Genomic DNA, 14,176 nt, shown 5'->3' on the forward strand with positions numbered 1-14,176 from the left:
TCAAGGAGGAGGTAACTGCATCAACAACTCTTGACTGAAGTCACGAGCTTGTAACTGCCCGGAAGTGAGAACGGCCGTTAGACCTCCTTCCTTTGGATGGCGTTACATGAGGCAGGTTGACTGCTGCCCAACTAAGTAGGTATACCTACTTAGCCACTTCAGCGATGTACTTGATTCCAAGTCGCTGAAGATTCATCGCAGCGATCCGATCATCATTAGATTGGTAGCCGCAAGCCATGCAACAAAAACGGTGCTTCTTCTTGTCCCGATTCGCTTTGTTTTTACGATCACACTTCGGGCAAGTCTGTGACGTATACCTAGGGTCGACTGCAACCACTCTCGCTCCGCGTAGCGCTGCCTTGTATTCGATCATCTTCCTTAGTTGAAGAAATGACCACGATACGTTCTCATAGCGATACTGAACTCTCACGCGTTCTGTAGCCGTGCGAATACCAGTTAAATCTTCAACCACAAATAAGGTGAATGGATCATACTGACTCACGAGTGCCTTTGAGATGCGATGGTTCACATCGGTCATCCAGCGGTTTTCTCGTTCACCGATCCGCTTCAGTTTCCTGCGGGCAGAAGGTGTGCCGACTTGCTGCAATGTTTTGCGCAGATGCTTATACTGGGACCGTTTATCTTTGATCGGTCTGCCGGGGTAGAATACGGTCTTCCCTGCTATGTCATAGGTGGTTGCTACAAAGTTAATGCCCAAATCAATACCGACAACTTGATGGATCGAGGGTAGAGTAACTCTATCCACTTCCTTCGTCACTGGAATGTGCAGATACCACTTCCCGCGTCTATTCACCAACTTAGCCGTGCCAAAGATCCATGTACCATCAAAATAGATCTCCATCCCTTGCATGACAAAGGGCACCTTGATGCGACCTTCTAAGGTGTTGATAGAGAATATTTGCTTACTTAGTGAATAGTCGCGGTTCCAAACCAGGTCATATTCAGGTTTCTTGAAGTGAATTTGCGTCCAAGGATGTCCATTGCTGACTATAGACTGATACCGAGCAGCCACGGTCTTCAAGACAGACTGGGCCATCTGAGAGCGAAGGCTAAAGGCCTCGCGCAAATCGCGATATAGAAGCTTATGCAGACAAATCACGGAACGTTTCTTTGTCTCATAGACATGCTGTGAGACAAAGTTGCACGCTTGGCGGTAAGCATGCAAGGTTTGAAGCATCCGCTCTGATTGCTCGGGAGTCGGAGTAAGCTTTATTTTCACCGTAACTGTAACCTTTGCCTTTTCCATCAAAAAAAACACCCCGATTCGCTGGAATAAGGGAAATAAGGACGGAGTTCAAAAATATCCTTATTTCAATTATACCAAACATTTGTTCCTATTTAAAGCAGCAGACCAAGGCTTTATCCACTACATTGAAGGGAGGAAGTAAGGGAACTATGATCTTTCGTAAGATGATAGAGCAAGTCAATTCCTCTCACGACTGAAGTCACGAGTGTCCTTTACGCAAGGCATGAAATTAGCCATCATTGCAGATGATTTGACTGGCGCCAATGACAGCGGGGTCCAACTCGCTCGTCATGGCCTTAAAACAAGCGTTCTGTTCGATATGGACAAAGACAACATTCGTCATTACGATGCCGTTGTTTTCGATACGGACAGCCGTTCCATAACACCCGAAGAAGCTTATCAGCGAGTAAGCCGGGCCGCTCGATTTTTAACGGATGCCGGGTTTGATACGATTTTCAAAAAAATGGACTCCACCATGCGCGGCAATATCGGGACCGAAATTGATGCGCTGTATGATGTGGCGAAGCCGGAATTTATGATGATCGCTCCGGGTTATCCCAAGAACAATCGAACCATTCTTAACGCTACCCATTACTTGAATGGAGTACCGTTAGCCGAAACCGAGATTGCCCATGATCCCAAAACGCCTGTCACCCACTCCTATCTTCCCGACTTGCTGAAGCTGCAAACCAAGTATGCCGTCGGCGAGATCTCAGTCCGTGATCTGGAGGCTGGAGCAGGCCGCATTGAAGGCAAATTAAAAGAGTTTCAAGAACATAACATACCGTATGTGCTGATCGATTCCACGGAAGAAGCTCATCTGGAGTTCATCCTGCACATCACCGAGCAGCTTCCATACAAGTTCGCATGGGCCGGCTCTGCAGGCATCGCCAATTACCTGCCCGCCCATTACCATATTTCGTCCAAACCGAGGGAGCTAGCTATCGCGCAGAATCAGGGACCCATCCTTACCGTGGTCGGCAGCGTGAACAAGAACTCCCGTGCCCAGTTGAAGCTTTTGCTTGAGCATACCGACGTGGTTCCCGTGCAATTCGTGTCTTATAAGGCTGTGTCCGATTCAGCAGAGCGCACGGAAGAAATGGATCGCGTATATCAAGAAGTCAAGCTGCACGCACTGGAAGGCAAAGATATCGTAATCTATTCGACGGCGGAGTCTTCCGACATCGAACAGGCCCGTGCCGTAGGCGAAGCCCGCGGGCTCAATCACACCGAGGTCAGTAATGAGATTGTCCGCGCCATGGGAGAAATCTGTGCCCAGCTGCTGGAGCTAGGTTATTTCAAGGGCGTATCCATGACAGGCGGAGACACGGCCAAACAAATCTGCATGCAATGGAGCATTAGCGGCTTCGAATTGCTGGACGAGCTGGAAATCGGCGTGCCGATCTCGAAATTTATAGGGATCGACGATCTGTATGTGGTCACCAAGGCAGGCGGATTCGGCAAGCCGGACGTATTTATCCATGCGATTCAAACGATAAAAGGAGGTAATCCAGCATGAAACCGACGGTTGGAATTACGATGGGCGATGCGGCAGGCATCGGACCCGAAATCATTATGAAGGCCTTATCCCATCAGGAGATGTACGATAACTGCAACCCACTCGTGATCGGCGACGCCAAGATATTGGAACGCGTGCTGCCGATTATCGGCTCAAGCCTGAAGGTGAACGCCATTCAAGAGCCCTCCGAGGCAAAATACGAGTTCGGCACCGTAGACGTCATCGATCTGGACCTCGTGCCGGCTGACCTTGCATTCGGGGAGGTATCGGCCGTCGCGGGAGATGCCGCTTTTCAGTTTCTGGCCAGAGCCATCGATCTGGCGAAGCAGCGGAAGATCCATTCCATCTGTACGGCTCCGCTGAACAAGGAAGCTCTACATCAAGGTGGACATATGTATCCGGGTCACACCGAAATTTTGGCTGATCTCACGGATACCAAGGATTTCTCAATGATGCTGACGACCCCGAACCTCAGGGTCATTCATCTGACGACGCATATGGGATTGATCGAGGCCATTCAGAGCATCAACCCGGAAAGAACGTATACCGTCGTCAAACTGGCCCACGATACCTTGAAAAAGGCCGGTTTCGACAATCCAAGAGTCGCGGTCTGCGGAATCAACCCGCATGCGGGCGAAAACGGATTGTTCGGCAACGGCGAAGAAGAGGAGAAACTGCTCCCGGGCATCGAGCGTGCCCAGCGGGAAGGCATTAACGTGGTTGGCCCCCTCCCTGCGGATACGTTGTTCTTCAGAGCCGGCCGAGGCGATTTCGATATCGTCGTGGCCTGCTACCATGACCAGGGACATGCCCCGATCAAGGTCATGGGCATCGAAGAGGGCGTGAACATTACGGTCGGACTGAAAGGCGGCATCATCCGCACCTCGGTCGACCATGGCACCGCCTTCGATATTGCAGGGAAGAACATCGCCGATGACAAGAGCATGCTCGCCGCGATTCGTTCTGCCATTGAGCTTGCCCCGAAAGATCAAATGTAATTTTGTGACGATCGAAGATGTCATATGTAGAAGACCCGGCTTCCGCCGGGTCTTTTTTTCTATGCCTGGAGAGAACAAGTCTAAGCCCTCGTTCAAGCCAAAGCTGTAGTTACGAATAGCTGCACGACCGCCAGCACATAATAAACATCACAATCGATTCCAGTAAATAAGGAGGACCTTTCCATTGAGCACGAACCAACCGGACAAGAACCTGATCAACACGGTGGAACAATTGGCAGAGACACCCGTGAACAGCCATGAGGCCCAGCAACAGCAGCAAGCCCGCAATGATCGCCGTAAACAGGCTCTGCATGACAGCGACGGCAAATACAAGGAGAATGAGTCCAAGAACTATCACTAGAGATATAAACTCGTAAAAAAGCGACCGATTACGGTCGCTTTTCTAATATTTTTCCCATCCGATAGTTAACCTAAAAATGCAATAGAACGCTTTACTTTTCTTGCAAATGCAATGGGATCATCGACGGACTCCCAGTGCACATACATCAGGCGGGGATTTTCAAACAACCAGTGATTGTGGACGGCCGTTACTTTAATCCCGTTCTTGCGAAGATTCGACAGCAATCGATTCACTTGGCCTTGGAAGAGAGCCGTTTCTCCCAAACAAAGCGCGCGACCGGAACTATCCAGCGATTCAAACGAGAAGAGTTGGTAACGGACCAAAGGAGAAGTGGTACGTCTGCCTAAAATAGATGCCTTAATTATTCTATTTCTGGAGACAAAACAAACCGGACCTTTTGTAATTTCATGCTCCGTTCCGCCTAAAATGGCTGAGAACTGGTTACATAACCTTCTAAAACGAGGACTTGCTTGCACTTCCGCCATACGAAATCATCCTCTCATGAAATGATAGAATACGAACGATATAGCTCAACTGCATCAACCCAAGAAGGCAATGGATTCTTTTGTCTTTCTGGCAAACGCAACCGGATTGTCAATCGATTCCCAATGCATATACATTAAACGAGGCTGTTCTTTTAGCCAGTGATTATGGAGCGCCGTTACTTTAATCCCCCGTTTGCGGAGATTCGACATCAATCGATTCACCTGGTTTTGATGCACGGCAGTCTCACCCAAACAAAGCGCGCGGCCCGACTGATCAAGCGATTCAAACGAAAACATTTGCATTTGAACCAAAGGGGAACGCGTTCTTCTTCCCAAAATCGTCTCTCTTAAGTTCGTCATCCGCGTGACAAAACAAACCGGACCTTCTTCAATTTCCGATTCGCCGCCTAGGATTCTTCCAAATTGGTTGCAAAGCCGTTTGAATTGCGGGCTCACTCTAACCTGTTCAGCCATGATAAGTCCTCCTTTAATCGTATTCTAGGTATCATATGACCGACGGAGAACATAGTATTGGACCAATCACTTATTTATAAGAATAAAATAGCGGATAGCATTCCGAGCCTATCAGAAACAATTTGCACGGAACTAGAAACGAAAAAGCAGACCTCACAGGGAGGGACTCTGTCACGCTGACGCTGCTCGAAGTGACTCCAGCTGGGCGACGTTTCGGTAGGCTCAACATCTTATCCGTGCGTCATGGCGAGACGAAAACCGAAACAGTGCTATTAGCCGACTGACTACTACAAACTGAAAATTACATATAGCGGCGGCAATGTTGCTTTGTACGCAAAACAGACTTATAGCTGAGTGACGTAATACTTATCAGAGTAAAAACTTGAAGACGACAGCTTTATGAAGCTGTCGTCTTCTTATAACTAACGTATTATTTATAATAATTAGCGTCTGGAGTCCAGATTCAGTAAAATGGTCTTCATACACTACACCATTACCTTTCGTCCGCTTGGTCTGTAAACTCCATGGGAATTCTGTTCTTCAATTATTTTACCAGCAGGTACTGCCCTCTCTTTTCCCCAAGTACGTATCGTTTCAATTTGTTCAGGACTTGTTTGTGATAATGGCACAACGTTTGTAAAGAAGTTTATAAAAGTTTCATCTGTAATTGAATTGTCCCCTTTTACGAATGCTTGCTTCACAACATCTCGAACAGCAGCTTCCAAATCCGCACCTGCAAAACCATCTGAAATTCTCACCAAATGCTGCAATAAATCATCTGTTATCGTTCTTTTCAATCCTTTTTCAATATAAATCTTTATGATTTCCTCCCGCTCACTTGCAGTTGGCAAGTCTACAAAAAACAGCTCATCAAAACGTCCTCTGCGCAGCAGTTCAGGGGGCAACTTAGATACATCATTTGCGGTTGCAACAACGAAGACTCTAGCAAGGCTTTCCTGTAACCAATAAAGAAATTGGCCGACTAGACGAATGGATGTGCCTCCATCCCCACCGCCCACCGCACCGGCAAGTCCCTTCTCAATTTCATCAATCCATAATACACATGGTGCCACATGATCAGCTGTTGATAATGCTTCTTTTAAACGATTCTCACTCTGTCCTAAATACTGTCCATGTATAGTGGATAAATCCAAACGATACAACGGCAGGTTCCATAAGGAAGCAATAGCCTTAGCAGACAAAGACTTGCCGCATCCTGGAACACCTACTAACAAAATTCCTCTCGGAGGACGAATACCACGTTCGCGTAAGTCCGCCGTCAATAGCTGACGATTAGCTTCAAGCCATAATTTAAGACCATCTAGTCCGCCAATTTGATAGTCTTCTCTTACAATAACTCGTTCAATACCAGAAATATCGGCGAAAATTTTATCTTTGGCATGCATTAATTCTTTCAAATCCTCGTTCATAATGCTTCCGTTCGCTAATAATGTCGCGATTACATTCTCGGCCTCGATTTGACTTATGCCCGCAAGTATAGCAGCCGCTTGCCTCTCCTCGGCATCTTTCCACTCAATTGTCATTTCACTTCGATAAGGATTGATTTGATCCCGAATAATAACCAGCATTTCATCCTCATTAGGCTGAGAAAGGTTTATCGACATGCCCAGACGCTGTAACGGCCCCCAAACAGGATTATTTGTAATGACAACTATTGCTCCGCCTGTTTCCGTGGCAAGCATTACCGCATCTTGCAATTGTCTTGCCATTCGAGTGTCATCTTCAAGTTCTTGTACCTCAGTAAAAACAAACGTTTGATTTTGCAGTTGACCTATTTTTTGTGTCACATAATCTAATCCACCAATAACCGAACGGTCCTCATTGAGAAGCCGATTTGTAGATATATCTCTCATTCCTTGAGATAACGTATGGTAGCCAATATTTAAATTTAACTTTGTTGATAATTGAGCTATAAAGCTAAGCGCACGAGATCGTTCCGCGGTACGTATAGAAATAAAGGGAATTCTCGCTTTCAAATACTGTTCCATGGTTTTCATGCATGTTTGCAGATCACTCATTTAAAATAGCACCCTTCTTCTAGGCTTGAATTGATTAGAATTTGGCTCTTTCTGTTCAATCGGCTCACGAGCCGCAGCCGCTGGAGCTTGTGTCTGTTGCTGTATCAAACTGTTATGTCTAATCATATAGGCAAGCTGACCTGTTCGATCATGCCTTGCGCTTTCTAATAAAGCTTCCTGAGAATCTCCAACATATTTACTAACTACATTTATCAAGGATTCCTTTATTTCCTCAGGAAAAATAGAAAGTCGGCATAAACGATAAAGTAAATCAAATCGGTACCGAGCATTTATAATAGCCGAAATAATTGCTGCTTCCTCACCACGTGAATGATCTAATTCCTGCTGGAATAGGCGTGTCGCATGCTTTAGCTTGAATTCAATTACATCATAAGTGCAATTTACAATTTTATCAGCGACACCGGGTGTCCATTCTAATCTTCCTTTTTCTAGAGCAGAAATGATTTTCTCATCTTCCTGTCCGAGCACTTTCAGTTGATAAAACAGTTGTATCCATTCGGAATAATAGCTTGGAGGATTCATAGTTTTGAGCTCCGTCTACGAACTAATACAGCTGGCGGATTCAAATCCCATGCGGGAAAACTTTCTGCTAATGATTGATTTACTGTCTGTTTCTGCAGTTCTTCAATTTTCAAGTCTAACTTCGCTTGCATTTGATCAACTGGCTCTGTCGAGGAATTCAGGATGATTGGCTTGCTTCTATTTAACATCAAAATTTCACTCCCTTTAATTGGACGAAATAACAGCTCTAGCAGAATCGTAGGTAGAATATGTATATTGCTCAGGTGTGACTTGATCAAGCAGCTCATTTATTTTACTTGCATTTGTATCTTCAATCTCATATTCACGGCGATAATCAACAATATCACTAAGAGTTGCAACTAAAATTTGTTTATGATTTTCGAAAAGCTCCACATAGTTCTTCTCAATTATGTCTACATTCTTTTTTACAGCCCTTAGACCATTTATGAAAATAATTAAACAGATTGCTGAAACTATAAATAAAAACAATGTGCTTACACCTAATATAAAGAAACCAATGCCCGCAACTAACGAAACCCAATGTTTGGCGCCAAGCTTATTCCTTCTTAGAGCGTCCTCTTTTTTCAATTGAATATGTTGTTGTAAACGGGAGGTCAGCTCTTCCTCATTGCTTCCGTCCCTTGAAGTGCCTGACCAATCATCCAATTCAATCTCAATATCGATAGGGACTGCATTACGATTTTCGGCGGTTAGATCATTGTGGGCATGGTTAATCCATTCTTTTGATAATGCTATGGCTAGCTTTTGGGTAGCAATAGAAGCGTTTGATTCTGTTGGATACATGGAAAAGTTCGTTAGCAACTGGGTAAAATCAAGTTTTTCCTCAGTGACCTTTTCGTCAGCAAACAAATTCATTGCCGAACTTTTATCTCCGTCTTCTTTTATAATTAATTCATTCAATCGTTCTTCACGGCGTAACGGCAACTCTTCTTCATCGAATTCACGAACTAAAATGTCGAGCAGTTGATCTACTGCAAATGCCAAATTTTTGGAAGGGATGATCTCTTGCGTAAGAATAAAATTGAAATATTGAAAAATAATATCATGAAGTTTTGCACCCTCAAGCGCATGACGAAGCTTTGGCCAAGTCGGACTATATTTTTGCAAATGTGGAAATTTAGAAGAATCCAGCTTTTCTGCACGCGACAAAAGAGCCTTCTTCCATTGGTCTCGCTGCGTTTCTATAAAACCGGCTTTTTGCGAAAGTTCATCCAACCAGCTCTTAATTAATAATCCGCATCTCGCTCTAGCTTCAGGACCAAAAATTCCGTTAGAAAAGCCATCAATCAAAACAACGATTTCTCTTTTTAGCTCATTCGGATCTTGCTGACCAAAATATCGTTCCAACCACAAGCGGCTTGATTGATAACGACCTCCTCGACGTGTGACTAATGCAAAAAACAAAGATGTCTTTTCATCATCTCTTCGCAAGGCTTCGATAACTGCCTTCTCAGCCAGCTCCTTTTTATCACTAAGCCATGCGGATAATGCTATTAAGCATGGCGCCAGCCAATAGCGTGGAGCAGCCAACAACTGCTCTTCCGATGCATTCTCGATTGTATCTTTACGTACCAAACTGGTGTCGACTGCTTGCAATATTCCAATCGCTCTTCGACGGACATCCTCATAGTGGCCGTATTTATTTTCAAGCTCTTGTCTAACCTTAACCAATCTCATTTCTGCCAACTGGATATTCTTAATCAGAGCGTCCTGGCGAACATATTCCCGAAACTCTTCTGCAAGCAGTTCCAGATCGCTCTTCGTAACTTCCAGTTGCTGTTCTACAGTAGCAACCTGATGAGACACTACATTAATATTGTCATTAATTGTGCTTAACGAATTTTCTATCCGACTCAAGTTCGCCGTTGAGATCGTTTGATTTGACATCGCTCATCTACTCCTTAATCATAGATACTTCTCCAGACTGGGATACTGCACAGATCATATTCATGTATACCTCGATGTAGACATAACCAGGATGCATAGCCAATCTTCTAGCTTTTTCCATTCCGTTAGGTAATATTTCTCCTCGTTTATAGTGATCGATAATCTGTAATCTAGCATCTAGCGAATGTACTTCATAAGGATTTCCCAAATAACACTTACTCACAATACCTAACGGAAGTTGGTCAGCTGCTAAATCAGGAAATTCACCGGCTATTTGATCTATAAACTCTTGTACTTTCTCCTTAGTGGCAATTACACCGCTTACATCAAGCTTCGCCATAGCTTCAACGAAAGCGCTCGAGCGTTTTGAACGCAATCTTTTTTCCAATGCCACTCCTTCCAATCGGACTACAGCCGGCTGCCTAGATGAGACGTCCGGACTAGTTCTAACCCGTGAATTAAGTCCTAATATCGGTCTTCGCATAGTACCTCCAAGAACTATAATTTGGTTTATTTTAGTATATCATGGAATATGATGGAGGGATATGTTGAACTTTGTAGGTTTGGGTTCATTTATCTATAACTATTTTGCAATAAAAAAGACGCTGACCGCTTAAGGTCAGCATCTTTACAATTGTTTAGCATAGCTGAAATCATTCATAGGAACTCAAGGTTCCTCTCGCTCTATGAGCACCAAATATAGGAGGGGCAGATTACTCTACCATTGCTTCGTCTAAGGTCTTAGCCCCTATTCCTTCCAATCTTCAATTCCGGTCTCAAGCTGCTCAAACCCGTGCGGAATCGAAGCTTCCATGATGTCTGAATAATAGTCGTGGTTTTCCGGAACATCGGTCCACTTCGGTTCAACCTTGATATCCCAAGGTTTACGATCCAGCAGTTGGTTCAGGATTCGAACAACCTCTAATCTCGTAATCGGCTGATTCGGATGGAAGGTCTCCTCCGTGAAATCGAACAGCACACCTTGCTCCTGAGCCGTTGCAATCGCTTTTTCAGCCCAGTGTCCAGCTACGTCCGTGTATGTGCTCTCCTGGACAGCGTCCCATTTATACAAATTCATGAGAATCTGTGCAAATTCCGCCCGCGTGATCTGTTTCTTCGGTTTGAATGTATTGTCGCCGAAACCGACCATCCATTTATTGTTGGTTGCGGTCGTAATCGCGTTCGTTGCCCAATGTTTCGCACTCACATCCGAATACGATACTTTCTTCGAGCTCGCTGCGGATGTATACAAACGGGACAGGATCGCAGCCATTTCGGACCGGACAATGCCACGATCCGCTTGGAACGTGCCGTCAGGATATCCGACCATGTATGCGCGATGATCGCCTGCGGCTTTCACTTTCGGCTCCTGGGAGAAGCTGAATTTCACGATCGTGTCGCCGACGTGGATGACTCCGTCCTTAATATAGCTGTCAGCGCCAAAGCGCTCTTCACGCTTATCGGTACGGCTGTCAAAAACAACGTATCCGTTCTTCTCGCCCAAGAAGTAGTAATCGCCATTGGCGTAAACCATCCAGCCATATTGACCGCTGTCTGAGCTCATTTGCGGGTTATGGTTCTTGTTGGGTGCAAAATCCGGAAGCTCAGGCAAATGGACAAGCGTTCCCGGCACTCTGCCTTTGGAACGATTCAGCTCCGTATCTGCCCAATACAATTGCATCTTCACGCCTGCAACTGGCTGTTCCGTCACCTTATCGAGAATCGTGCCATATGGATCGACTAGATCAACCGATAACTTGGCATTTCCATTGCTATCGACGCTCAGCTTGCCGGCAGGACCAGCCAGCTTCTCCCCGTTAGGCGCGATCACGTTCAGCGACAACGTATATTCGCCAGGTGCAACTTTCGGAAGCGTAAAGCTGCCGTCCTGGTTCATTGCGATATTCGGCAGACTCAATTCTTGACCGTTTGCCGATTTTATTTTGCCCGATACTTTCAGACTGTCTCCGACGAGCTTGGTAATTTTGTCCTGAACGACCTTGCCCCCGTTGGCTTGATCGGAAACAACAACGTCCGTTTTCATAGTAGGTGCAGGTTGCTGAACGACGTTTGTATTCCCAGCAGGCGGAATTTCTACCGGTACCGCAGGCGCGTTTGGCTTGATGCTAACCACATTGGACAAACCTGCATGTGGACCGGATTCGACGTTTAACCGGAAATGGTAGGTTTCACGGCTCGATAAACCGGCTATGGTTGCACTCGTGGAACCGGCATCCAAGGTCTCCACTGGATTGACCGGCGTGAACGTGGTGCCGTCCGTAGATTTTTCCACAATGATGTTCGTTGCCCCCGTTAAAGCAGGGAAATTCAATGTCACTTGTCCAACGCCCGCAACGGCCGACAACGTGGTGATCGGTTCCGAAGGGGAAGCCTGAACCACATTGGACAAGCCAGCATATGGACCCGATGTGACGTTCAATCGGTAATGATAGGTCTCGCCGTTCGTCAAACCGGTTACGGTTGCACTTGTAGAAGCAGCATCTAATGTCTCCAACGGGCTAACCGCAGTAAACGCGGTGCCGTCCGTAGATTGTTCAACCACAATGCTCGTTGCCCCTGTTAATGCCGGGAAATTCAATGTCACTTGCCCATTGCCTGCATCGGCCGATAACGTGGTTAACGATTTCGACGGCGAGGCTTGGACTACGTTGGATACGCCGTCATATAGTCCGGATTCGACGTTCAGTCGGAAATAGTAGGTTTCACCGTTCGTTAATCCGGTTACGGTTGCGCTTGTTGAAGACGCATCCAGCGTCTCCAATGGTCTTACCTGCGTAAAGTTGGTACCGTCGGTAGACTGTTCGACCACGATGTTTGTTGCACCTGTTAAAGCAGGGAATTTCAATGTCGCTTGCCCATTGCCCGCAACAGCGCTCAATGTGCTTAAAGGAGCCGGATCTGCGGCAAGAACATAGACGGTAAACGTCTTCTCGCTTGTCAGCCCGTCTTTGGTGATGATTGCCGTCAAGGTCACGTAAGTTCCCGACTGGTTCGTAACCGGTCTCGTCACGGTTCCATCAGGTGCGATGACCGACGGCTGGTCGGAGGACCAGGTAGTAGTGACGTCATCGTCTTGCTTGAATGTTAGATTGTTTTTCACCGAATTTTTCATGTCGCCGGGATGATACTCGACATCGGTTTTGTCCTCTGCCGTTTCAATGGCTTGAATGGCTTCTTTATAATCGGAAACAAGCTGATCCGCGATACGATTCGCAATTTCTTGAATGATGTCGTCGGTGGATTTGTCGGAATCGACATGCAGTCCGCCTTCGTTCAGGCCGCGGATAAAATCATCGTTGGTGTCCGTATAAGTCGACTCCGTAACGCCGATATACTGTGTGCCTTTGTTATTGAACGACTCCGTCAGCTTGGATTGGTTCGTTCCCTGATCCAAATCCCCGCGCGGGTCATCGTTAATGTTCACAACATAACGCAGCGGCGACGTCCCCCACAGGATATTATCGACCGCTACATCCAACGGCTTGCTCGAAGTTGAATACAATTTCATATTGTCGAACGAAAAAATCGAAATGATCTCGCAGCCATGGCCTATGTGGCTGACGATCGGACCAAATTCATCTCCGTAAACGTCCGGGAGGGCTAGATTACGAATGATTTGGTCGCCATTATCCCACATGCTCAGCGTCGTATCCGTTACGACGATTTTAATGCTGTGGTGGGTGGATACCCCTTTCGGAAAACTTCCGATGGATGTAACGCCTGACATGGAACTCAAAGGACTCCACGTTTCATTGTGCAGAGCGGCTGCGTCTACGCCATCGATCTTATATACATTGATGGCACCTTGAACATATAAAATCGCATACCCGCTTAATTTCCCGCTGACGTCGATTTGGGTATTAAATAGAAAACCGCCGCCTTCCATGCTGTGGTAATCCACTTTGGATTCATCCATGTCGAAGGTAATGATCTTCTTGCCTGAAGGGCTTCCCTGCGTCAGCATGAAATCCTTATACGCAGGCGAGGTATAACCATAGAAGGTTAACGTGTTGCCGCCGTTGGAAGCTTGAACGTGATTGTAATCGGCAGTTTCAACCGCCGGAGAAATCGCATAGCCAAATTGGTCTATATACCAGCTGTCATACCCGGCATGCACATACGTCGTATCCGTTACCGTTGTCCGGTCTGCGCTCGCGTCCATGATGGACACATATTTAGGATTTACGCCTTGTGCGCTCAACCGGGCTTTAATTGCATCATTCAACTGGCTCTCAAAATCACTGGAATCATAGACGCTCGTTCCGGCATTATAGTAAACCTCTGCTACCGGTGAGAGCGCATATGCCATTGGCATATTCGTAACAATTAACAGCGTTGCCACGATCATTGAAATTATCTTTTTCTTCAACTATTTCACCCATCCTGTAAGTTAGTAACCGTATGACATCCAACAACGACCCTTGACCCCTTGTCCCATTCAGATATAAATTTGTGCGGATAACTCCCTCCAACGAAGCAGATTGTAAAAATTGTTAATTTCAACATATCAGAAGCATCTCTCAAAAATCTCTCAAATTTCGACTATTATCGACAGGTAGAT

At 46.0% G+C, this 14,176-nt stretch carries 11 protein-coding genes; 3 read left to right on the forward strand and 8 right to left on the reverse strand.

Going from position 1 to position 14,176, the window contains the following annotated elements:
- Positions 1–145: 145 nt before the first annotated feature.
- Positions 146–1,267: an RNA-guided endonuclease InsQ/TnpB family protein gene (locus tag RB297_RS20845; RefSeq protein WP_277747553.1), complete on the reverse strand. Its 1,122-nt coding sequence runs from the start codon at positions 1,265–1,267 to the stop codon at positions 146–148.
- Positions 1,268–1,472: 205 nt separating this feature from the next.
- Here RB297_RS20845 and RB297_RS20850 point away from each other — a divergent pair, with 205 nt between their 5' ends.
- From RB297_RS20850 to RB297_RS20860, 3 genes are all read left to right on the forward strand, one after another.
- Positions 1,473–2,786: a four-carbon acid sugar kinase family protein gene (locus RB297_RS20850; protein WP_375121325.1), complete on the forward strand. Its 1,314-nt coding sequence runs from the start codon at positions 1,473–1,475 to the stop codon at positions 2,784–2,786.
- Positions 2,783–3,784, forward strand: a complete 1,002-nt coding sequence (gene pdxA, locus RB297_RS20855) for a 4-hydroxythreonine-4-phosphate dehydrogenase PdxA (protein WP_375121326.1) — start codon at positions 2,783–2,785, stop codon at positions 3,782–3,784. The genes RB297_RS20850 and pdxA overlap by 4 nt, the downstream gene beginning before the upstream one ends.
- 184 nt (positions 3,785–3,968) lie before the next feature.
- Positions 3,969–4,145: a hypothetical protein gene (locus RB297_RS20860; protein WP_012818538.1), complete on the forward strand. Its 177-nt coding sequence runs from the start codon at positions 3,969–3,971 to the stop codon at positions 4,143–4,145.
- A 65-nt stretch (positions 4,146–4,210) separates the two neighbouring features.
- Here the strand turns inward: RB297_RS20860 and RB297_RS20865 are convergent, their stop codons facing one another.
- The 7 genes from RB297_RS20865 to RB297_RS20895 form a co-directional block, all read right to left on the reverse strand.
- A complete protein-coding gene (locus RB297_RS20865) occupies positions 4,211–4,630 on the reverse strand; it encodes a DUF1259 domain-containing protein (protein WP_192570026.1) in 420 nt (139 codons plus the stop codon).
- A gap of 54 nt (positions 4,631–4,684) precedes the next feature.
- On the reverse strand, positions 4,685–5,104 hold the full coding sequence (locus RB297_RS20870) for a DUF1259 domain-containing protein (protein WP_012818536.1): 420 nt from the start codon (positions 5,102–5,104) through the stop codon (positions 4,685–4,687).
- 485 nt (positions 5,105–5,589) lie between these two features.
- Positions 5,590–7,143 (reverse strand): AAA family ATPase, encoded by a 1,554-nt coding sequence (locus tag RB297_RS20875; RefSeq protein WP_375121327.1) that lies wholly within the window; start codon positions 7,141–7,143, stop codon positions 5,590–5,592.
- A complete protein-coding gene (locus tag RB297_RS20880; protein WP_375121328.1) occupies positions 7,144–7,686 on the reverse strand; it encodes a hypothetical protein in 543 nt (180 codons plus the stop codon).
- Between the two features lie 204 nt (positions 7,687–7,890).
- Positions 7,891–9,594 (reverse strand): hypothetical protein, encoded by a 1,704-nt coding sequence (locus RB297_RS20885; protein WP_375121329.1) that lies wholly within the window; start codon positions 9,592–9,594, stop codon positions 7,891–7,893.
- Positions 9,595–9,601: 7 nt separating this feature from the next.
- Positions 9,602–9,982 (reverse strand): hypothetical protein, encoded by a 381-nt coding sequence (locus tag RB297_RS20890; protein WP_375121330.1) that lies wholly within the window; start codon positions 9,980–9,982, stop codon positions 9,602–9,604.
- Positions 9,983–10,342: 360 nt separating this feature from the next.
- Entirely contained in the window at positions 10,343–13,984 is a 3,642-nt protein-coding gene (locus RB297_RS20895) for an S-layer homology domain-containing protein (protein ID WP_375121331.1), read from the reverse strand.
- Positions 13,985–14,176: the final 192 nt, after the last annotated feature.

Source organism: Paenibacillus sp. CR_12 (assembly GCF_041953985.1).
GTDB classification, from domain to species: Bacteria; Bacillota; Bacilli; order Paenibacillales; family Paenibacillaceae; genus Paenibacillus_AQ; species Paenibacillus_AQ lautus_A.